19 protein-coding genes and 1 riboswitch are annotated in these 22,811 nt (G+C 43.9%); of the genes, 11 read left to right on the top strand and 8 right to left on the bottom strand.

Features of this window, described 5'->3' with window-relative positions:
- Positions 1-131 precede the first annotated feature (131 nt).
- Together ACIG3F_RS13515 and ACIG3F_RS13510 are read right to left on the bottom strand one after the other, a co-directional pair.
- Positions 132-1,301, bottom strand: coding sequence for an alanine racemase (locus ACIG3F_RS13515; protein WP_191112216.1), 1,170 nt, complete (start codon positions 1,299-1,301; stop codon positions 132-134).
- Positions 1,302-1,311: 10 nt separating this feature from the next.
- Positions 1,312-2,598, bottom strand: a complete 1,287-nt coding sequence (locus ACIG3F_RS13510; RefSeq protein WP_191112215.1) for a D-arabinono-1,4-lactone oxidase — start codon at positions 2,596-2,598, stop codon at positions 1,312-1,314.
- 233 nt (positions 2,599-2,831) lie between these two features.
- On the opposite strand from ACIG3F_RS13510, the gene ACIG3F_RS13505 reads away from it, so the two are divergent.
- Positions 2,832-4,472 (top strand): acyl-CoA synthetase, encoded by a 1,641-nt coding sequence (locus ACIG3F_RS13505; protein ID WP_191112214.1) that lies wholly within the window; start codon positions 2,832-2,834, stop codon positions 4,470-4,472.
- Between the two features lie 125 nt (positions 4,473-4,597).
- Here the strand turns inward: ACIG3F_RS13505 and trpB are convergent, their stop codons facing one another.
- Both trpB and ACIG3F_RS13495 read right to left on the bottom strand, forming a co-directional pair.
- On the bottom strand, positions 4,598-5,842 hold the full coding sequence (gene trpB / locus ACIG3F_RS13500) for a tryptophan synthase subunit beta (protein WP_191112213.1): 1,245 nt from the start codon (positions 5,840-5,842) through the stop codon (positions 4,598-4,600).
- Entirely contained in the window at positions 5,823-6,467 is a 645-nt protein-coding gene (locus ACIG3F_RS13495; RefSeq protein ID WP_191112212.1) for a phosphoribosylanthranilate isomerase, read from the bottom strand. Before ACIG3F_RS13495 ends, trpB begins: the two co-directional genes overlap by 20 nt.
- A gap of 144 nt (positions 6,468-6,611) precedes the next feature.
- Positions 6,612-6,823, top strand: a riboswitch (cobalamin riboswitch).
- A gap of 37 nt (positions 6,824-6,860) precedes the next feature.
- Between ACIG3F_RS13495 and ACIG3F_RS13490 the strand changes: the two genes are divergently transcribed.
- From ACIG3F_RS13490 to ACIG3F_RS13465, 6 genes are all read left to right on the top strand, one after another.
- Complete coding sequence (locus ACIG3F_RS13490) at positions 6,861-8,684, top strand: TonB-dependent siderophore receptor (protein ID WP_191112211.1); 1,824 nt, start codon at positions 6,861-6,863, stop codon at positions 8,682-8,684.
- Positions 8,685-8,786: 102 nt separating this feature from the next.
- Positions 8,787-9,371, top strand: coding sequence for a cob(I)yrinic acid a,c-diamide adenosyltransferase (locus ACIG3F_RS13485; protein ID WP_191112210.1), 585 nt, complete (start codon positions 8,787-8,789; stop codon positions 9,369-9,371).
- Positions 9,372-9,513: 142 nt separating this feature from the next.
- Complete coding sequence (locus ACIG3F_RS13480) at positions 9,514-10,227, top strand: glycerophosphodiester phosphodiesterase (protein ID WP_191112209.1); 714 nt, start codon at positions 9,514-9,516, stop codon at positions 10,225-10,227.
- A 440-nt stretch (positions 10,228-10,667) separates the two neighbouring features.
- Positions 10,668-11,834 (top strand): acyl-CoA desaturase, encoded by a 1,167-nt coding sequence (locus ACIG3F_RS13475; protein ID WP_004647507.1) that lies wholly within the window; start codon positions 10,668-10,670, stop codon positions 11,832-11,834.
- A 132-nt stretch (positions 11,835-11,966) separates the two neighbouring features.
- A complete protein-coding gene (locus ACIG3F_RS13470; protein WP_191112208.1) occupies positions 11,967-13,412 on the top strand; it encodes a YdiU family protein in 1,446 nt (481 codons plus the stop codon).
- A gap of 76 nt (positions 13,413-13,488) precedes the next feature.
- Entirely contained in the window at positions 13,489-13,860 is a 372-nt protein-coding gene (locus tag ACIG3F_RS13465) for an MmcQ/YjbR family DNA-binding protein (protein WP_129716414.1), read from the top strand.
- A 77-nt stretch (positions 13,861-13,937) separates the two neighbouring features.
- On the opposite strand, the gene ACIG3F_RS13460 is transcribed toward ACIG3F_RS13465, so the two are convergent.
- From ACIG3F_RS13460 to baeS, 3 genes are all read right to left on the bottom strand, one after another.
- Positions 13,938-14,444, bottom strand: coding sequence for a GNAT family N-acetyltransferase (locus ACIG3F_RS13460; protein ID WP_129716412.1), 507 nt, complete (start codon positions 14,442-14,444; stop codon positions 13,938-13,940).
- Positions 14,445-14,536: 92 nt separating this feature from the next.
- Positions 14,537-15,223: a response regulator gene (locus ACIG3F_RS13455; RefSeq protein WP_004278304.1), complete on the bottom strand. Its 687-nt coding sequence runs from the start codon at positions 15,221-15,223 to the stop codon at positions 14,537-14,539.
- Positions 15,224-15,236: 13 nt separating this feature from the next.
- Positions 15,237-16,889 carry a sensor histidine kinase efflux regulator BaeS gene (gene baeS, locus ACIG3F_RS13450; RefSeq protein WP_191112207.1) on the bottom strand — a complete coding sequence of 551 codons (1,653 nt, stop codon included), beginning with the start codon at positions 16,887-16,889 and terminating at the stop codon, positions 15,237-15,239.
- Positions 16,890-17,023: 134 nt separating this feature from the next.
- Between baeS and ACIG3F_RS13445 the strand changes: the two genes are divergently transcribed.
- From ACIG3F_RS13445 to ACIG3F_RS13435, 3 genes are all read left to right on the top strand, one after another.
- Complete coding sequence (locus ACIG3F_RS13445) at positions 17,024-17,617, top strand: hypothetical protein (protein ID WP_138743080.1); 594 nt, start codon at positions 17,024-17,026, stop codon at positions 17,615-17,617.
- Positions 17,618-17,918: 301 nt separating this feature from the next.
- The gene (locus tag ACIG3F_RS13440) at positions 17,919-19,721 is read left to right on the top strand and encodes an acyl-CoA dehydrogenase C-terminal domain-containing protein (RefSeq protein ID WP_191112206.1); all 1,803 of its coding nucleotides are present in this window, start codon (positions 17,919-17,921) and stop codon (positions 19,719-19,721) included.
- 168 nt (positions 19,722-19,889) lie between these two features.
- A complete protein-coding gene (locus ACIG3F_RS13435; protein ID WP_005103290.1) occupies positions 19,890-21,671 on the top strand; it encodes an acyl-CoA dehydrogenase C-terminal domain-containing protein in 1,782 nt (593 codons plus the stop codon).
- Between the two features lie 60 nt (positions 21,672-21,731).
- On the opposite strand, the gene ACIG3F_RS13430 is transcribed toward ACIG3F_RS13435, so the two are convergent.
- Complete coding sequence (locus ACIG3F_RS13430) at positions 21,732-21,938, bottom strand: hypothetical protein (RefSeq protein ID WP_005261855.1); 207 nt, start codon at positions 21,936-21,938, stop codon at positions 21,732-21,734.
- A 173-nt stretch (positions 21,939-22,111) separates the two neighbouring features.
- On the opposite strand from ACIG3F_RS13430, the gene ACIG3F_RS13425 reads away from it, so the two are divergent.
- A complete protein-coding gene (locus ACIG3F_RS13425; protein WP_004647497.1) occupies positions 22,112-22,609 on the top strand; it encodes a phosphate-starvation-inducible protein PsiE in 498 nt (165 codons plus the stop codon).
- Positions 22,610-22,811 lie beyond the last annotated feature (202 nt).

Here is a 22,811-nt window from a genome sequence, read left to right as displayed (position 1 = left end):
AAATAAAATCGATTCGAATTTTACACGGCTTAGCCGCATGATTAAACCTTTTCCCAATAAAAATAAGATTTACCGCCAAATCTGTGCCTGATCTTTAAAGGCTTAAGCTCATTTTTGCCTTCAGAATGTAGTTACTCCCGCAAAGTCTGCCACTGGATAAACTCTCCCTCTGTATAAACATAAAGCTGAGCGAATTGCGGGATGATAGCTTCACTTTGTGTCGGTCTTAAAAACACATAATCATCGACATGAATATCGCACTGCATGGGCACCTGAAGCATTTCCTGATTACTGCTTCGGCCATACAATACATGCGGCCGGCTTTTTTCAGGGTAGATATAATCTGCTCGCCAATAACCCCCGTAAATAAATACGGCTTTATATTTTTTTGGAAAATGATTCAGCAGCTCCAGACCGGGAATCTGACTACAAGGCAACACTTTTAAAATGGGTGCGGCAATCCAGAGTGCACATTGCAGTTCAGCCAGATTCGCCAGATCAAAATCACTGGGCTTAAGCAGCATCGAGCCAAAGGCTAGATCATTACAAACACTTTGCTGGCAATGCTGCATAAAGGTCGGACTACCACCACCATTAAAACACAGCCCCTCATGCCATAAATCGGGGAATTGCTGCTGAATCATCGTTTTGTATTGTTGATACATCTGCTGTGATTGCTGATAACTTTTGTCGGGACTTTTCAAAATTTTTGGCAGTTTGGCGACATGTGCATCATAGCCCATTAGACCCGAAAGTTTGAGATAAGCCGCGTTGTGCTGAATCAGCTTCATTAAAGCTATAAATTGCTGCTGCGTTTGTACGCCGCCACGATGCAGTCCTACATCAATTTCAATATTGACATTCAGGCAGATATTCAAGCTTTGCGCGAGTTGCAGATATTGTTTTAATCGTTCCACATCATCAATCAGCCATTGAATATTTTCTTGATCATTGGCTTTATTTTGCTCAGGTGAAGTTTGATAAAAACGTTTTACCGCCTGAATCGGCATCGGTTTACCCAGCAAGATATCGGCCTGTGGAAATGACGCACTTATGCAGGAAAGATGCGGCAGATGAAAGACCATAAAGCGCTGGGTATTTAGTTTTTCACTGGCCAGTTTGAGTAGCTGAATGCTGGCTAAGGATTTCACCACCAGGCGCGGTTGTAACTGCGCAGGCAATTTTGACTGTACATAGTCCAAATTACGTTGATAGGTTTTTAAATCTAAAATCAGTTGCGGTGTGCCAGTGCCCTGCCGTTTTAAGTCTTGTGTCAGTTGCTGAAAATAATTTGATTGCATCGCCCTCTCCTCATTTCCCAGATAAAAACAATTCTTTTAAATATGGATTCAGCCATTTTTGCTGTGGATCCAATTGCTGACGTAGCACCATGAAATTATCCCATTTCGGGTAGAGTTCGCGCAGTGATGCTGCGCTCATACTATGTAACTTGCCCCAATGCGGTCGTCCCTGATATTTCTGTAAAATCGGCTCGACCAGATCAAAAATCGCATGATAATCCTGTTTATAGAACTGATGAATGGAAATGGAAACTGAATCGCGCTGATAAAAAGGACTCAGCCAGATCTCATCGCCTTTGACATAACGGAACTCGATCGGGAAAAACATCGGCACCTTATGCTTCCTTAAAGTCGCTAAAACCTCTTCCAGACATTGCAAACCTTGCTCAACCGGAATCTGATATTCCATTTCATTAAATCTGGTATTGCGCGAGGTCGGAAAAATCCGGGATGACCAATCTACATAGCAAGTCGATTTAACAAACACACTCAGCAGTTTTTGCAGATAGGGATTTGTCTTTGGGAAAAGTCGCGTCAATTCCGAACATACGGTTAATAAAGTATCTTCCGAAGGCCAGCTTTCCTGTCTCGGCTGAATGTCATCCTCCGTGTCATCCAGGGTTTTCAGTATCACCTGATCGGCATGCAGAAAAGCCCAAAACTCAATATGTCGGTGCTGATGTTTCCATTGACCAATATGGGTAAATATGTCTTTTAATGAACAGAGCTGGATCTGTTCTTTTAGTTTATATCGTGGTCGATTTTGCAGGGTTATTTGGGTCAATATGCCTAAGCTGCCCAATGCCACCCGTCCAGCCTGAAATATCTCAGCATTCTGCTCACGATGACATTGCAACAGCTCTCCATCCGCGGTCAGCAATTCAAAGCCTTCCACAAAAGCAGAGATGCAAGGTAAATCGATGCCCGTGCCATGCGTTCCGGTAGAAATCGCTCCGGCCAGACTTTGCTGGTCTATATCGCCCTGATTGATTAAGGCCTGATTGATCGGTACCAGATCTTTCCCCAAATCATATAAACGCGTCCCGGCCCGCACGGTGCATTGGGTTTTCTCTTGATCAAAGGCAACGATACCTTTTAACAAATCGAGATTAAGCAACACCTCATCTGTTTTGGCCAATGGGCTAAATGAATGTCCTGCACCCACTGCACGAATGTGTGCATGGGTCTTCACTAAACTTTGTAATTCACTGATCTGGCTGGGCTGAACAATCCGAGCGGCACTGAACTGGCTCCCCGACCAGTTTCGCCAGACGTCATTCGCCTGTTGTATTTTCATTATTCTTCCTGGGCTCATATTATTTTAATGGCTGAACTAGAGTAAAATACCTAAAAAATCAAACTTGGGAACCCATGCGTTCAAAACATTTAAGTAGGGTTAAATATTTTTATTAATATTCAAATACTTAAAATTTGTAAAATCGTACTCGACTAAAGCATAAATGCAAGATTTCTGAGAAATACATATCTTTTCAACAGGATATGAAAATAAATATAGAACGGAGTTTTACAATGGTTAGCGCATATGATGAATTACCGCGTACCCCCGCGAATTTTGTAGCCTTATCACCTTTACGCTATCTTGATCGTGCAGCTTATATCTATCCAAACCAGAACGCGATTATTCACGGTAAGCGTCGTATTACCTGGCGTGAGAAATACAACCGTTGTCGTCAGTTTGCCAACCAACTCCAAAAATTAGGCATCGGTAAAAATGATACCGTGTCTGTCCTGCTGCCTAACGTCCCTGCCATGATCGAAGCGCATTTTGCTGTACCAATGGCAGGTGCCGTCCTGAATACCTTAAATACCCGTCTGGATGCCAAGACCCTTGCTTTCATGCTGGAACATGCTGAGAGCAAAGTATTATTGGTTGATCCTGAATTTACTGCACTTGCGACTGAAGCACTCGCTCTAGTTTCACAAGACATTTATGTCATTGATGTGGCTGATGCAGAGTTTGAAGGTGAAGACCAGCGTATTGGCCAAATCGAATATGAAGACTGGATTGCGCAAGGCGATGCAAACTTTGAATGGCATTTACCTCAAGATGAATGGGATGCCATCAGCTTAAGTTACACTTCTGGGACCACCGGCAACCCGAAAGGCGTGGTCTATCATCATCGTGGTGCCTACATTAACGCAGCCAGTAATATTATTGCCTGTGGCATGACACCACGTGCCACCTATTTATGGACACTGCCGCTATTCCACTGTAATGGCTGGTGCTTTGCCTGGACCATGGCGGCCAACGGTGGAACCAACGTTTGCTTGCGTAAAGTTGATGCTGAACGGATCTTTAAGCTGATCGCTGAACATAAGGTCGATTACTTCTGTGGTGCACCGATTGTTCTGTCGATGTTGATTAACGCGCCTGAAGAGAAAAAGACCAAGATTGATCACCGTGTCGAAGTGATGGTGGCGGGTGCCGCACCTCCAGCAGCAATTATTGAAGGCATGCGCAATATCGGTATTAACGTAACGCATGTTTACGGCTTGACTGAAACCTATGGCCCTTCTGCACTCTGCGCTTCACAGGCAGGCTGGAGCGATCTGTCTATTCAGGAACAGGCACAGTTACATTCACGTCAAGGCGTCCCGTATCCATTGCAAGATGGCATGAAAGTGCTTGATCCGGATACCATGCAGGAAGTGCCACATGATGGTCAGACCATGGGTGAAATCATGTTCCGTGGCAATATCGTGATGAAAGGTTATCTGAAAAATCCTGAGGCGACAGCAGAAGCCTTTGCCGGTGGCTGGTTCCATACGGGAGATTTGGCGGTATGCCAACCGGATGGCTATGCCAAAATTACCGACCGTTCCAAAGATGTGATTATTTCTGGCGGAGAAAATATTTCATCGCTTGAAGTGGAAGAAGTACTGTATCAGCATCCGGCGGTGCTGACTGCAGCGGTAGTCGCCAAGCCTGATCCACGCTGGCAGGAAGTTCCTTGTGCCTTTATTGAGCTCAAAGAAGGCACCAAGGCCACTGAAGAAGAAATTATGGAATTTTGCCGTGAACATCTGGCCCGCTTTAAAGTGCCTAAGGATGTGGTGATTACCGAAATTCCAAAAACCTCGACCGGTAAATTACAGAAATTTGTTTTACGTGAATGGGCCAAAGAACGCGCGCAAGGTGAATTTTCTTAATTCCAGACCAGCGGGTTCTTTTAAAATTGACTCCATAAAAAATCGTGCTAAGAAAACTTAGCACGATTTTTATTTGAAATAACCTCTCCCAAACCCTCTCCTATAAGGAGAGGACTTTAAGGAACTTACATCTCTACCATTTCCACGCCATCAATACGGGCAACGGTCATCAAGTCCTTATCACCACGACCTGAAACCGTCGCAAGAATAATTTGATCCTTGTCCATGGTCGGTGCAAGTTTGGTCAGGTATGCCATGGCGTGTGCGCTTTCCAACGCCGGAATAATACCTTCAATCTTGGTCAAGTCGCGGAAACCTTGTAGCGCTTCTTGGTCATTAATTGGTACGTATTTAACACGATCCATATCTTTCAGGAAGCTATGTTCCGGACCCACACCCGGATAATCCAGACCTGCAGAAATTGAATGGGTTTCGATAATCTGACCTTGTGCATCCGACATTAAATAAGTACGGTTGCCATGCAGTACACCGACATGACCGGCATTCAACGGCGCAGAGTGCTTGCCTGATTCAATCCCATGACCTGCTGCTTCAACACCATACATTTTCACATCTTGGTCATTCAGGAATGGATAGAACAAGCCCATGGCATTGGATCCACCACCGACACATGCCACTAGGGCATCTGGTAAACGGCCAGCCTGTTCCAGAATCTGACGGCGTGCTTCACGACCAATGATCGACTGGAAATCACGAACCAGTTGCGGATATGGATGTGGACCTGCCACGGTACCAATGACGTAGTAAGTTGAATCAACATTGGTCACCCAATCACGCATGGCTTCGTTCATGGCATCTTTTAATGTTTTGGAGCCACTTTCTACCGGCACAACCGTCGCACCCAATAAACGCATACGGTAGACGTTCATCGCCTGACGTTTTACATCGTCTGCGCCCATGAATACTACGCATTCAAGACCTAAACGTGCTGCGATGGTGGCCGTCGCCACACCGTGCTGGCCTGCCCCTGTTTCGGCAATAATACGTTTCTTGCCGGAAAGCTTCGCCAGTAAGGCCTGACCGATTGTATTATTTACTTTGTGCGAACCGGTATGGTTCAGGTCTTCACGTTTCAGGTAAATCTGTGCGCCACCCAACTCTTTCGACCATCGTTCAGCATGATATAAAGGACTCGGACGACCGACGTAAAACGCCATGTCACGGTCAAATTCTGCCAAAAACTGCGCATCATCTTTCATACGGAAATAGAGCTTTTCCAAGTCTTCTAAAGCCGCCATGAGTGTTTCTGACACAAAACGTCCGCCATGAATACCGAAATGCCCGCGTTCATCCGGGAATTGGGTATAGTCAACTGCCTGACTGTTCTGGCTAGTACTTTGCTGATCCACGATGGACTCCTTGCATAAAGCGTTCTATGAGTTGTTGGTCTTTAATACCTTTTGCGGACTCGACACCGCCACTCACATCCACGGCATAGGCCTGTGTGGTGAGAATTGCCTGTTCGATATTGTCAGGATTTAAACCGCCTGCCAAGACCAAGGGAAGATTGAGTTTGGGAAATGTATCCCAATCGAAGCTGTGCCCTGTGCCGCCTTTCAGGTCAGGATGCCATGCGTCTAATAGTACTGCACTTGCGCCTGCATCTTGATAACGCTGAATTTCTGCAACCACATCCAGATCAGGTTTTACCTGAATGGCTTTATACCAGCGGCGTCCGACCTGCTGGGTGATGGCCTGACACTGTTCAGGTGTTTCATCGCCATGAAATTGTAAAATATCCAGTGGAACGGTTTTAAGAATATCCTGAATTTCATCTGCGTGACTATTCACAAATAAGCCCACCGCCTGTACATAAGCTGGAACCGACCGGATCAGGATTTCAGCCTGCTCTAAAGTAACATGTCGTGGACTCGGTGGATAAAATACAAATCCTATCGCGTCACAGCCAGCATTGACTACGGCATGTACATCTTCAACTCGGGTGATTCCACAAATTTTGGCACGGGTTCGCATATTATGTTGGCTCTAGATCTACCAATGTATTGAACAATCTATAAGATTGGGGCAAATCATTGTAATGCAATTTTTCTGACTTGCGTAAAGTTCATCTGGATTATTCTCTATGCAGATTGTGTATAACTCATATTGACTTTATACTGCGCTCACTTTGCAGCAAGTCCAAGCCTTCAGGCTTTAGGGAAGCTGGTGTAAATCCAGCACTGCCCCCGCAACGGTAAAAAATGAAACGTATCTCAATTTAAACTCTTTGGTTTACACCACTGCATCTTGATGTGGGAAGGTGGATATACAGCAAAGTCGCTGCTTTGCACATTTAAGTCCGGAAACCTGCTTGCTGTGTTCTATAACTCAATCATTCACGGGGAAGTGAATGTATGGAGCTTTAACATGTCACTTCATTGTCAACCTACTGCCTTGGTAGGTGCGATCGCACTTGCGTTGGGTACCACTTCATCTGTTTTTGCTAACGAGCAAAAAGTTGCGAAAGCATCTTTAGATACCATTGTGATCACGGCATCACGCAGCGAACAAAATATTGAAAATGTGCCGATGCGTCTAAATGTGATTGATGAAAAAACGATTCAACAATCCCCTATTGCTGACTTACCTTCATTATTAACGAAAGAAGCAGCGCTATCAGTCAAACAAGTGGGTGGCTATGGTCAACCAGCTTCAATTTTCTTGCGTGGCAGCAATGCCGCACATACCTTAATTTTACAAGATGGTATGCGCTCAAATACCGCAACTGTTGCAGGTACAAATTTACATTTAATTGATACGACAGACATTAAGCAAATTGAAATTCTAAAAGGCCCTGCATCGGTACAATATGGTACTGATGCAATTGGAGGTGTAATTCAACTCATTTCCAAAACACCGACAGAAAATAGTGCGTTTACAACGGTCGAAGTCGGTGAAAAAAATACCTACAAATCACTTGTCGGTGTTGATGCTGCTGAAAATGGCTATTACGCCCAAATTCGTGGGCAACGCCTAGAAACAGATGGTGACCAAATTATTAGCAATCAAGCTAAAAAAGCAGGTTTCGATCAAAAAGGCTATTCAGCGAAATTAGGCGTTGATCAAGACAACTTTGGATTGTCAGCGGAATTTAAAGAAAATGAAGGTCACGGCGACTACTTCTCTTCTGGTGCACCAGAAGCTTATGATTTCACCAATCGCCTTTATAATATTAAAGGTTATTTTAAGCTTAATCCAAATTTAGTGTGGGAAACTCGCCTATCACAATTTGAAGATGAATACGTAATTGTACAAAGCGCTTATCCATCGACTGTAATCACTGAACAACAAGAAATAGATTCCAATATTCAATGGCAAATCAACGCCGAGCATAAACTTCTTGCGGGTGTACATTACAATAAGACAGAAGCTGAAAGTTTAAACACCTTTAAAGATGAAAATGATAGCACTGGCTATTATTTACAGCACCAATATCAAAATGATGTCATCAGCACCCAAGCGGGTATTCGAGTTGAAGACAATCAGCAATTTGGTACACATAGTGTAGGACAACTCGCTGTTCGACATACCCTAAGCCCTACATCAAGTATTTATGCCAATGTCGGAACAGCATTTCGTGCCCCAGTTGTCGGGCAAATTATTAGTGAACCCGCTTGGTGGGGCGGTAATCCTGACCTACAACCAGAAGAAAGTGTATCTTATGAAATTGGTTTTGATCATCTAATCACCCCATCAATGACATTATACGGTTCTGCTTTTCAAACCCAAGTCGACAATATTATGGTCTCTAACGGAGATACCAACTGGGTATTTGAAAATATGGACAGCGCCACCTTTAATGGTGCTGAATTGGGTTTAAAATTGACACAAGATGACTTCTATGCCAATGCTGAATATGCGTATATTCAAGCCAAGAACGATGATAAAGATAAAGATTTGCCAAATCGCCCACGCCAAAACTTCAACCTAACCTTGGGTTGGGATAATGGTCAGTATGGTGCGTCCACGTCTTTAGTAGCTAAAGGTAAATCTAAGGAGGATAAAGGCCTTATTCCAGGCTATGCAGTCATTGATATGAATGCCTATTGGCAAGTGAATCCTCACTTAAAAACCTTTGTGAATATTCGTAACCTAGGTGATACCAATTACAAAACAGCATTTAATGATGCCACATCTTATTACATTGCCAGTGACCGCCTCGCTTCTATTGGAATCACTTTTAAATACTAAGCTCTAAACAGCAAAAAACTTTAAAACAGCGCAGTTTATGGATAATGTTATGACCGACATTATCCTTTTTTATTATCTTCATTAAAAATTCAAGGAACACATATGGGCCACCGTTTAAGTAAAATTTACACGCGCACAGGCGATTCAGGCACTACCGGACTCGGTGATGGCTCACGTGTTGCCAAAGATGATTTACGTATTGATGCACTCGGCGATGTCGACGAACTGAATGCCGTGATTGGCGTATTACGCGCACAAATTTCAGCAAGCACTATTAAAGATCAAGCCGCTTGGGATAAATCTTTAAGCCTGATTCAGCACTGGCTATTTGATCTGGGCGGCGAAGTCTGCATTCCGGGTTTTAATCTGGTGCAACCGGTATCGATTGAGTTTTTGGAAAATGATATCGACCGAATGAATGCGGCCTTACCAATGCTCAAAGATTTTATTCTGCCGGCAGGCACATTGGTATGTAGTTTTGCCCATCAGGCTCGTGCGGTTTGCCGTCGTGCAGAACGCAGCGTAATGTCAGTTCATCACCGTGACCAAAATATTCAGGCAGCGTCACTGCAACTACTTAACCGTTTATCGGACTGGTTATTTGTAGCATCACGCACCCTGCAACGAAGCGAGGGCGGTTCCGAAGTGCTGTGGCAAAAAAATATCAATGACAGCATCGAAAAGTAAAATTATGTTTCAAGTTAGCATCTGAAAATACCCATCAGATGTCTCTTGATTTTACAGAGCATCTGACGAAAATAGAAAGTGTCATCCTTCTGTCACGTAGCCCTCGCAAAATGAACTTAACTTTCCCACTCATGAGCATCTTATGCGCATAATTGGTCATCGTGGTGCACGTGGCGAAGCCCCTGAAAATACCTTGGGCGGTTTTCAATATATTCAGGAGATCGGCATTCGCGCCGTTGAGTTTGATGTCCGTCAGCTCAAAGACAATGCCTTAATCATCATGCATGATGACGACTTTGTGCGTACCACCGGTTTGCAGAAGCATCTATACGAGTGTAACCGTCAAGATCTTACCCAATATAATCACGCAGTGGCCTGGTCAGAATGGAATAAAATCGAAGCGACCCCATTGCTCGATCAAACCTTAAATGTCATTCGAAATTTCGAGCATATTGAAGTCGAAATTAAAAGCGTAGCATCTGAAGCAGCAGCTGAAAAAATCGCGTTTGAAGTCGAACAGCAGTTACAAGGCTATGAGCAGGCAGCCATTATTACCAGCTTTGATGCCAAAATTCTGGATGCCTTCAAACAGCAAAACTCACGTTTAAAACGCGGTTTATTGATTGAAACCGATGTCAAACATCAGGCCATTGATCAGGCGCTGGAACTTGGATGCTGTCATATTGGCTGGATGGACGAAATGGCCAGTAAAGACCTGATTCAAGCCACGCAGGCTGCCGAGTTGAATATCAGTGTCTGGACAGTCAATGATATCACCCGTGCGAAACAGCTGCGAGACTGGGGCATTCAGGGGCTGATTACCGATTATCCAAAACTGATGCTACAACAACTCTAAATAATCTCTCTTAGCCTTGATTGATCTAGGTATTTCTTGACCCAGTTCATTTCGATGACGCAATAATGAAAGTGTGAACCTTCCTTAATCAGATTTTATTTAAAAGTGAAATTAAGTTGCCCAACCTCTATATTCTGCAAATTTCCTGATAATATTGTAGAAATTATGAACAACGATTTTCATCTGATTCATTCCGTTTCCATTTTCTGAAAGAGTGATAATCCTCAGTTACTTAGTCGGAAATCAGAGCCTGTCTACGCTCGCAAAATGGTCACTTCTGCCCTACTTATTCTGTTACCGACAAGTACAATACAACCGTACAATAATGCTAGTGATGCCTTAGGGCGCATGCTAATATGGACAAGATAGGCTGCTGTTAAAACCAACAGTAGTTTCTGCTTTTTGTTATACCTTCCGAGGTTCTAGGAGTGCTGTTGGAGATGAATGCTCCCTTACCCAAAGCCCCCATCAACTGGATTGCTGTGTTTGCATTGGTATTTTTACCAATCGTAGCCCTGATCGCGATTCCGTTGTATGCGTATCACCATGATTTTAGCGCTGCCGCTTGGATCAGTATGTTTGTTTTACTGGGCGTAAGCAGCCTCGGCATTACAGCAGGATACCATCGCCTGTGGGCACATCGTGCTTATGAAGCCACTTTACCATTAAAAATCATCTTGATGATTATGGGTACATTTGCTGTACAGAACAGTATTTTATTCTGGGCATCTGGTCACCGTACCCATCACCGTCATGTCGATGATGTTGATCAAGACCCGTACTCGATCAATAAAGGCTTCTGGTATGCACACATTGGCTGGATGTTACGTGATTATCCATCTGGTGCTGCCAACTATAAAAATGCGCCAGATCTGTTAAAAGACAAAGTGGTAATGTTTCAGGACAAATACTACGTTCCTTTAGTGATTGCTGTTCATGCTGCGATTTTACTTCCAATCGGCTGGGCAGTCGGCGATGTCTGGGGCGTGTTGCTATTGGGTGGATTAATGCGTTTAATCCTGAGCCATCATGTGACCTTCTTCATTAACTCACTGTGCCACATGTGGGGAAATCGTCCTTATACCGACGAAAATACTGCACGTGACAACTTCGTACTCGCGGTTGCAACTTGGGGTGAGGGTTATCATAACTATCACCATATTTTCCAATACGATTACCGTAACGGCGTGAAATGGTGGCAGTACGATCCAACTAAATGGTTGATCTGGACTTGTTCTAAACTTGGTTTAGCTAAAAACTTGCGCCGCATTCCTAGCTTTAATATCAAAAAAGCGGAATTGGCAATGAAGTTTAAATATGCTGAACAGGATCTTGCGGTATATGGCCATGATGTTTCTGAAGATATCTCGGCGGTAAAAACCAAGATCGCACAGGAATATGATGCATTTACCCAAACTTTAAATGACTGGGCGAAGCTGAAAGAACAGGAAATTCAGGTCAAGAAAGCATCGATGGCTGAAAAAATCCATCAGATGGATGACAAGCTGAAAGTTGAATTCCAGCTGGTTGAACAGCGTCTTTCCCATCATCGTCAAACCTTGAATCTACTGGTTCGTAATCTGAAAAAATCTGCAGTTTCTCAATAAAAGCTGTTGAACACTAAAGCCCCGATTGGGGCTTTTTTTATGTCCGAAAGATAACGTGAACTCTCGCTTATACAACAGTTTTATACAGCTATCTTTGTTATAGTTCATGTATTCCAATCCTGTACTGATGCTATGTATTTTAACTCTCGCTATCAAACACTACCTGCTCGCCTCTATCATCATCAAGTTCCGCTGCCGTTAAAAGGTGCAAAAGCCGGGCACTTCAATGCCGCTTTGGCAGAACAACTACAATGGTCGGATGAAGACAAGGCGCAATGGGTCGAGATTTGTAGTGGTCAGAAAGTCTTTGCTGAGTTTGAACCTTTGGCTATGGTCTATGCAGGCCATCAGTTTGGGCAATGGGCAGGACAGTTGGGAGATGGTCGTGGGTTGTTGATTGCTCAGATTCTGGATCAGAACCAGCAGACCATTGACCTACATCTAAAAGGTGCTGGTGCAACGCCATATTCACGCATGGGCGATGGTCGTGCCGTGCTGCGGTCAGTCATTCGTGAGTATCTGGCGGGTCATGCCTTAAATGCCTTGGGTGTAGCATCCAGTAATGCGGTCGGTTTTACTTCATCAATGCAAGGTATTCAGCGTGAGAAGCTAGAGCCGGGCGCGATGATGTTGCGCACTTCGGATTGTCATATCCGTTTCGGTCATTTCGAATGGATCAATCAGTATCAGCCAGATCTGCTGGCTGAATTTACCCAGAAATGTATCGAATGGCATTATTCGGAATGTCTGCAAGACGAACAGCCGATTCTGAGCTTTGCCACCAAAGTTATTCAGCGCACTGCGGTGATGATTGCCAAATGGCAACTGGTCGGTTTTGCACATGGCGTGATGAATACCGACAACCTGAATATTACCGGTTCAACTTTGGACTTTGGTCCTTATGGCTTTATGGAGCGCTTCCGTCCGAACTGGATCAATAACCACTCGGATTACCAAGGGCGTTATACCTATCAGCAGCAGCCAAGTATCGGACACTGGAATTTGTGGCAATGGTTAAACAATCTGGTGCCGCTCTGCCCTACAGATTATGACAAAGAACAATGGAAACAGGATTTAGCAGCGTGTCTGGAGCACTATGAGCCAACATTTTTAGAGCATTATAAACATGGTTTAAACCAGAAAATGGGCTTGCCAAGTTTCCATAAAGACAGTTTTGACTGCGCAATGGCCTTTCTGCGCATTTTACAGAGTGAACAACTGGACTACACCCAAAGTTTTATCCGGTTGCAAAATAAAGACTATGAAGCCATGAAAGATGATTGCTTAGACCGTCGTCAGTTTGAAGCATTCTTGGCGCAATATGAATCTATCCGTGAACACCAAGATATTGAAGAATTAGACGCCGCCATGCAACTGGCCAATCCGCATTATATTCTGCGTAATCATATGGCACAGAAAGCCATTGAACTGGCAGAACGGGATGATTTTTCTGAAGTCGACCGTCTGTTTAAATTACTCAGTCAGCCTTACCTGAAACAGCCCGATTTGGAACAGCCTGAAGATTTAGCGCCATTGCCGAGTGACGTGCCTGAAGTCATGGTCAGCTGTTCGTCTTAATTTATTCACATCCCAAACAAAAACTGTGGATAATTTAAGCATTATCCACAGTTTTCTGATGATTTATCCATAGCTTATGTCTTTACATCAAATTGCATCATTTACTGCTTTAAAACTTCCTGAAGTCACTGTGACTCAGCCTTTTGCTGAGGGCTGTGATGTTTATAAAGTCATGGATAAAGTCTTTATGCTGACTTTTCATTTGCAAGGAAAAGCTGCGATTAATTTAAAAGTCGAGCCTGAACACGGCGCCATGCTTCGAGACATTTATCCTTATATCCGTACAGGCTGGCATATGAATAAGCAGCACTGGATCTCAGTTTATGAAGATGAAGAACTAGATGGGTCTTTGGTTGGAGATTTGGTGCTAAATTCTTATGAGTTAGTAGTATTAAAGTTAAAGAAAGTCGATCGGCAGCGAATTGAGCTACTTAAAACAGTACGATAAGTTCCCACCTTGTATAGGAATAATGTATATAAAAAATTTAAGATTCATCATTAGAATAATATTCAATATACCGTCAGTTATTTAGTTGCATTAAATGCTTCATCATAAAATACCTGGGCTTTCGGAAAAGCCCCATCAAAACTGATCGCTTGAAAATATTCAGCTGGTACATTTTCCAAAACTAAATCGGCAATGGGTTGAAAGCCAAAACGAGCATAATACTTGGGATCGCCTAATAGCACACAGCCTTTTGCATCCAATGCTTTCAGTCTGTCCAGTGCTGCATATACAAGCCTTGAACCAATGCCTAAACCTTTTTGATCAGGCAAAACTGAAATAGGGCCTAATCCAAACCACCCTGCTGCACCCGAAGACATTGATACGGGAGACACGGCAATATGCCCAACAACAATATTATTTTCAAGAGCAACTAACGATAACGTCAGTTGATGCTTTTTCCTTAATGCATTGATAATAAAATGTTCAGCATGACTTGAATATTCAATGTTTTTAAAAGCGGCTGTTGTTAACTCTTCAATTGCCTGAATGTCATCTATTTGCTCATCTCGAATCATGATATTCATTATTTTTAACCCTCTTATACTTGCCAGTTTCAGATATAAAAAAAGCGAATAAGTTCTCACCTATTCGCCTCTCTTAAACATTAAAAACTTAATCAATCTTCAGGATATTCAAAACGGTAACCGACCCCATACACCGCCTGAATCCACTCATGACGGTTACCGGTTTCAGCTGCATCTGAAATCTTACGGCGCAAATTCTTGATATGACTGTCAATAACACGGTCAGCCACATCAAAACTGTCCGGATTAATATGATCCAGCAATTGCGCACGTGAATATACCTGTCCGACATGTTCCAGGAATAACTCCAGTAAACGGAATTCGGTCGGCGTTAAATTCAAGGCTTTTTGTTGATACCAGATGCGCTGTTGTGATTTGTCCATGCGGAATAAATCATTGCTTTCCGGTTCTGATTTACGATCCAGACGACGTAACACAGCCTGTACGCGCGCGACCAGCTCCTTCGGACTAAACGGTTTACAGAGATAATCATCTGCACCCATATTCAGACCCAGTACACGGTCGATTTCTTCAGTACGTGCGGTTACCATGATAATTGGCAAATCTGACTGTTCACGTACCTTACGGCAAATGGTCAGGCCGTCCATACGCGGCACCATCAAGTCCAGAATCATCAGACTCGGTTTACGCTGGGTAAAACTGTTATATGCTTCCTGCCCATCATGAAACATACTGACCTCAAAACCAGCAGCTTCCAGATAGTCTCGCACCAACTGTGCAAGTTCGATTTCATCTTCAACCAGCATGACATGTTTCATCAATCTATTCCCTTCATGGTTTCATTTGTTTAGGAAAGCTCAGCTTGCATCGTAAACCACCCAGTGGTGAATGTGCAAAGCTTAAGCTGCCGCCCAGCGCCTGCGTAATTTTACATGATAATGCCAAACCCAGTCCGGTTCCGCCAGTCGCCCGGGTACGAGAATCATCGACACGGTAGAAACGCTCACCAATACGCGCCAGTTGTTCATCAGTCAGACCAAACGGACTATCATCGATATATAAGGTCCATTCTTTATCATCTTGTGTCGTATGAATATGCACTTGCCCGCCTGCTTCAGTATAGCGAATACTGTTACTCAGCAAGTTCGCCACAATCTGTTTAAAACGATCTAGATCCAGATTTAAATCAGTCCCTTCGCCATCTGCAGTAACCACTAATTCAGCCTGTTCAAAGTTCGGCTGGAAGTTAATGAGTTCCTGCTGCACAACCTCCCACGGATTCACCGTCGAGAAATAGAATTGCAATTGCTGGGCATCGACCTGTGCCAATGCGGCCAGATCTTGGGTCAGTTTTTTCAGACTGTTCACCTGAGCCAGCATGGAAGCAAAATGTTCAGGGGTTGGTTTACGGATTCCGTCCTGCATCGCTTCAATCTGTGCCTGTAAGACTGCTAGTGGCGTTTTTAACTCATGTGAGGTATCTGCCACCCACTGACGGCGTGAGGTTTCATGCTGATCCAGAATCACCGCCAATGCATTTAATTCATTGAATAAATCACCTAATTCATCATTCCGGTTCACTTTAACCTGATATTGATAATTTCCCTGAGTCAAGGCACGCGTACCATTGAGCAAACGTTGAATCGGTTTTTTGAAATAAGTCGCCAATAACAGGGAAGCTATCAGACTCGCCAAAATACTGAGAGCATAAACCAGAAATAAATAACGCTTTTGGTTACTGAAGAAATTAATACTGAGCGCATCATCCTGATCTAGTACCGGTTTTAAGCCCAAATAGCCGACAATCTGATTATTCACCATAATCGGGCGATAAGAAATCTGTTCATCTGAAGCCTCACCCACTACGAAACGACGCTTGGCATCATACAGTGAGAGACGTGAACTGAGGCCAAGACGGTCCGGCATCTGAATAAACTGTTTTTTACCAGTCGGTTGCTGGGCTGGCTGCTTACCATTTTTGCGATCAGTTCTAAACAGATTTTGATTAGAACTGAGCGGGAATTTCAAGCCTTCAAAAGGCTGAAACTGGGAAGGCAAATTAGATGCTAGTAAACGTAATTCTTCTTCATTGACCTGACGTTGTGGCAGCTCTGGATTCACCATACTCGGTGCCACTTGAGCCAAGGTCTGTTCCTGAAAATAACGCTGCTGCAAGGCAATATCATACTGGCGGCGTAACCACCAGCGTGATAATCGGTCATAATCATCTGGTGCGGCTTCACCTTCCATCTGGAGAATCTGTGCCTGAATCGCGTTGCCCCAGTCCTGATAGACTGCATAGACATCTGCCAGATTTTCAATCACATAATCCAGCTTCTGCATTTCGACATCAGCGACATAGCGGGCGAAATTACGCTGCATATTCAGATGCAATACACCTAGGCTCACCGTGGTAATGACCAGCGTGGTCAACAGCACGGTCAAAAATAGACGTAATGCAATGGGAATACGGCGAATGTTCAAAAGTAAAATCTCAATTTTTCTTCTATATTCATTATTGTAGCGAACACCGAGGCAAAAAACTCTTCATTGTTTCTTCATCTTTATTGTTTAATCTTTATCTAACATAGAATCAGCTTCTTGACAGGATAAATACAATGCAAACCATGACAAAAATAGCTTTAATCAGTGCAAGTGTTTTATCAATGGGTGCGTTGACTGCCTGTCAATCCACCAGCAATGTGCCAAGCAATGATCATCCCCACATGATGAAACATCATGAAGGCAAAAAACAGCATCTAACTCCCGAACAGCGTGAGCAGTTTAAGGCAAAGCGTGCAGAACGCATGCAGTTTGCCAAACAGCTTCAACAGGCCTGCGACAATAAAGCTGTGGGCTCGGCCGTTCAAATCAAGACTGGCGATAAAACCATAGACGGCACCTGCAAGATGGTCTTTAAAGCAGATCGTAAAGAGATGAAAAGCCATCGCGACATGAAAGCTGAGCATCGTCCAATGCGTGCTGATATGCGTAGAGGCATGATGCACGGTGAAGTCTTGACGGATGCCAAACGTGCAGAATTGACTAAACAGTTTGATCAGCGCCTCGCTCAACATCAGGCACATCAACGAGCCATGCTGCAAGCCTGTCAAGGCAAAAAAGACGGGACTGCTGCACAGATCAAGATGAGCGAACAAACTATCAATGGCAAATGTCATGTCCGTTTCCAGCCCACAGCCTCTACCTATTAATGCATAGGAATCAAGGCTTCACGACTAGCACCTTCGGGTGCTTTTTTATTGCGTGCTCTTTCATGCATACAGTTGACTATTCGTTTCCTGCAGAATATGGCTAAAGTCTTTATACTCAAGACCTTTAATGCGTCATGCAGATTAATCTTTGACTTTACAGTCACCAAGAAAACACCCCGAAAAGCTTGTACCGCAGGGGAAGTTGTTGCACGATTAGATCATTCCAAACCGTGTCAGTGAAGACAGGTTTTAGTTCATCTAAGATTATAACGCTGGTTCAACCAGTATTGAGGAAACCGATATGCCACAATACAAAGCGCCTATACGTGATATGCAATTTGTGTTGCATGAATTATTAAATGCTGAACAACACTATGCAAATCTCCCTGCATTCCAAGAAAACGTAAGCCGTGAGCTGGTAGATCAGTACTTAGAAGCTGCGGCCGACTTCTGTGAAAACGAATTGTCTCCGATCAACCAGACCGGTGACCGTGAAGGCTGTACCTGGAATGACGGCGTTGTTACGACTCCGACTGGCTTTAAAGAAGCGTACCAAAAATACATCGAGCTTGGCTTCCCTTCTCTTTCTGCTGAAGAACAATACGGCGGTCAAGGCTTACCGAACTCTTTAGGTATCGCGATTTCTGAAATGGTGGGTACTGCGAACTGGGCATGGGGCATGTACCCTGGCCTGTCTCACGGTGCGGTTCGTACTTTAGAACATCATGGTTCAGCTGAACAAAAAGACGCTTACCTGCCTAAACTGGTTTCAGGTGAATGGACGGGTACCATGTGCTTAACTGAATCTCATGCGGGTTCTGACTTGGGTATTATCCGTACTAAAGCTGAACCACAAGCGGACGGTAGCTACGCAATCTCTGGCGAGAAGATCTTTATCTCTGCTGGTGAACACGACATGGCAGAGAACATTATCCATATCGTACTTGCTCGTCTGCCAGGTGCACCGAAAGGTACCAAAGGTATCTCATTATTCATCGTGCCAAAATTCAACCTGAATGCTGACGGTTCTATTGGCGAGCGTAACGGCGTACGTTGTGGTTCGATCGAACACAAGATGGGTATCCATGGTAACGCGACTTGTGTCATCAACTTTGACAATGCTAAAGGCTTCCTGATTGGACCTGAAAACCGCGGCTTGAACTGCATGTTCACGTTCATGAACACAGCACGTATCGGTACAGCAGTTCAAGGTCTTGCAGCATCTGAAGGTTCATTCCAAGGCGCGCTTGCATACGCAAAAGATCGTCTGGCAATGCGCTCTTTAAGTGGCCCTAAAGCACCAGAAAAAGAAGCAGATCCAATCATTGTACATCCTGCTGTACGTAACATGCTGTTGACGCAAAAAGCATATGCAGAAGGCGGTCGTGCACTGGTTTATCTATTAGCACAATATGCTGACGTGGTTGAACATGCTGCAGAAGAAGCAGACCGTAAATTTGCAGACAACATCCTGTCATTGCTAACACCAATCGCAAAAGCATTCCTGACTGAAACCGGTTCTGAAGCTGCGAAACACGGTGTTCAGGTATTCGGTGGTCATGGCTTTATTTCTGAGCACGGTATGGAGCAGATCGTACGTGATACACGTATTGCTTGCCTGTACGAAGGTACCACTGAAATTCAGGCACTAGACTTGTTAGGCCGTAAAGTATTGGGTACGCAAGGTGCAATGTTGAAAGACTTCACCAAGATCATCCATAAATTTGCTGAAGCGCACAAAGACAATGCTGCAATGAAAGAATTCGTTGAACCATTGGCTGCCTTGAACAAAGAATGGGGCGATCTGACCATGCAGATTGGTATGCGCGCGATGCAAAACCCTGAAGAAGTGGGTGCGGCTGCAGTCGATTACCTCTACTTCTCTGGTTATGTCACTCTAGCTTACCTATGGGCACGTATGGCATTGGTTGCTCAGGAGCAACTGGCTGCGGGCACCACTGAGGTTGATTTCTACAATGCCAAAGTGACGACAGCACGCTTCTACTTCAAGAAAATCCTGCCACGCGTTCGTTCACACGTTGAAGTGATTGCGACAGGTGTAGAGCCATTGATGAACCTGGATGCGGAACACTTTGCATTCTAAGTTAGTCTCAGACTAGCTACATTTCAGAAAAAGGACGGTCAATCAACAGGCAGTCCTTTTTCTTTATAAAGAGTTACAGAATTAACCTTTAGTCGTCTAACATTCAGATTTTGAGTGTTTTAGACTGATTAAAACTCATTTAATCAAACAATAAACAGGTGACACACCATGCCAATTTATAACGCGCCACTTGCCGATATGAAATTCATCCTGAACGATGTCTTCAATGCAGAACAATTCTGGCAGGCCAATGAAAATCTAGCGCATCTGGATGCTGCGACAGCAGAAGCGATTCTTGAAGAAATGGCAAAATTTTCTCAAAACGTCATGCTTCCTCTGAACCGTACCGGCGATGAAGAAGGCGCAAAAATTGAAAATGGTAATGTGACCACACCTGCTGGCTTTAAAGAAGCGTTCAAACAATATGCAGAAGGTGGCTGGATTGGTCTGGGCGCAGATATGGAATGGGGCGGCCAGGAAATGCCGAAAATGCTAACGGTACTTTCTGATGAAATGCTGTTTGCCACCAACCCGTCTTTTATGCTGTATCCACTGCTTTCTGTTGGTGCGGGCATGGCGCTGAACAGCTATGCTTCACAAGCACAAAAAGAAACCTATTTACCTAAAATTTATTCGGGTGAGTGGTCAGGCACCATGTGCTTAACCGAACCACATGCCGGTACTGATCTGGGTATTATCAAAACCAAAGCTGAACGTAACGAAGACGGCACTTATAGCATCAGCGGCACCAAGATTTTCATCACGGGTGGTGATCATGACCTGGCGGAAAATATTATTCACCTCGTTCTAGCGAAAACCCCAGATGCCCCTGCTGGCTCTCGTGGTATTTCCCTGTTCATCGTACCGAAATTCTTGGTCAATGAAGATGGTTCTATTGGCGAACGTAACCCGGTCGGCCCAGGTTCAATCGAACACAAGATGGGAATCAAGGCATCTGCGACTTGTGTCATGAACTTTGACGGTGCCAAAGGTTACCTCGTTGGTAAAGAAAACGAAGGTCTCGCTGCGATGTTCGTGATGATGAACTACGAACGTCTGTCGATGGGTATTCAAGGCCTAGGTGCTTCTGAATTCGCTTATCAAAACGCTGCGCAATATGCCACAGACCGTTTACAGGGTCGTAGTGCGGCTGGCGTTCAGTCACCAAGCAAACCTGCGGATAGCATTCTGGTGCATGGTGATGTACGCCGTATGCTGCTGAATGTACGTGCCAATAACGAAGCTTCGCGTGCCTTTGCAGTTTATGTAGGTCAGCAACTGGATATCACCAAATTCTCTACTGATCCTGAAGCGGTGAAAAAAGCCAATGACCGCGTTGCGCTATTAACACCAATCGCGAAAGCGTATTTAACGGATACCGCATTCCAGGCGACCCTAGATGCACAAATGGTCTTCGGTGGTCATGGCTATATCCGTGAATGGGGCTTGGAGCAATGTATCCGTGACCTACGTATTTCCCAGATCTATGAAGGCACCAACGGTGTACAGTCACAAGACTTGATCGGCCGCAAAACCATTAAATGTGGCGGCGAATATATCTCTGAATATATCTCTGAAATCCGTGACTTTGCCAATAGTCTGGATGCGGATCTAAACTTTATTAAAGATGCCACACTGGATGCAGCAACTGAAGTTGAATCGGTGACTCAGTACATTCTGGAAGCAGCACGAGAAAGCCATGACTTCCCGAATGCAACCGCAGTTGACTATCTGCACGCTGTAGGTCTGTTGAGCTTCTCTTATATGTTCGCGCGCATTACCAATGCAGCGAAAAATAAAGACGGTGAGTTCTATCAAAATAAAATCGCTCTGGCACGTTACTTTGTACAACGCATTCTGCCTGAACTGGCATTACGCATTACTAAAGTGAAATCAGGTTCTGACGTCATCATGAACTTCTCTGAAGATTATTTCACGACTCAAGCTTAAGCTAAAAATCTGCAATAAAAACGCCTGCATCAGCAGGCGTTTTTTATGAAAATGCAACAATTAAACTTTTTGAATTAGCAAGGTATCCGTCTGATTATTGCTTTTCGGATTCGAATGTTTATTCACAATTTTGATATTCCCCTCTGACTCTAAAGACTCGCAGAGCTCCACCACCTTTTGCATATCTTCAGCCTTAATGCCTACGCCGAGGATTAATTTTTTTCCGGCTTCTAATTGGCTAATTTTTGTTTGAATTTTATCTAACACTTTTTTCTCCTATTTATTCAATGTACCACCCATACAATATAGCAATTTAGTCTAAAATAAGCGCAAAAGTTCAAATAATTTAATCTTTATTTTTCATTCAATCATTCTGTGCATGATCTTTGCACGCTATTCTGTAACTATCTTTATTTCACATGAAAAATCAGGAGGATAATATGTCTAAATCACGTCCGAAAATTGAAAAATTTGAAGCGCTCCTCGACCGTCTTGGTAATCTTGCTGTAGAAAGCTTTCATTATATTGCGCTGTTTATTATTGGCTGTATGGTGATCTGGTCCGCTGGCCATACGGTCATCGACATTCTGACCGTCAAACAGTTCGCCACCATTGACGACATTCTTCTGTTGTTTATTTATCTGGAACTGGGTGCCATGGTCGGCATCTATTTTAAAACCAACCATATGCCAGTACGTTTCCTGATTTATATTGCCATTACTGCACTGACCCGTTTGCTGATTGCAGATATTCAACACACGCATAAAGCCAGCATGGATCTGGTGATTATTACCGGTTCGATTCTGATTCTGGCCTTTGCGATATTAGTGGTGCGCTATGCCTCATGGACCTATCCATCCGTGATCCGTGACAAACATAGTGAAAAGCCATTGCCACTCGGTAAAACACCGCGCCCAGAAGATGATGAATTGGCCTAGTCTTTTAAGCCCTCTTTTTTTTGCACTTCAGCTTAAAGTAATACTTAAGCCTCGTTCAGGGTTTAGGACTATTTATCTCAAGCAACCTCTCCCTTGCGTAGCAGTGCTACTTGTATCTTGATTGATATAGTGATTAGCTACCACTATACGCAAATTGTAGAGTTTGGAGTGCTGCTAAAATCTTAAATTTGAACCTGAGATA

Source organism: Acinetobacter sp. NPDC052428, from assembly GCF_044547685.1.
Classification (GTDB): Bacteria; Pseudomonadota; Gammaproteobacteria; order Pseudomonadales; family Moraxellaceae; genus Acinetobacter; species Acinetobacter lwoffii_G.
The sequence above is the reverse complement of the archived record's forward strand: the minus strand, read 5'-3'. Positions and strand labels throughout refer to the sequence as shown.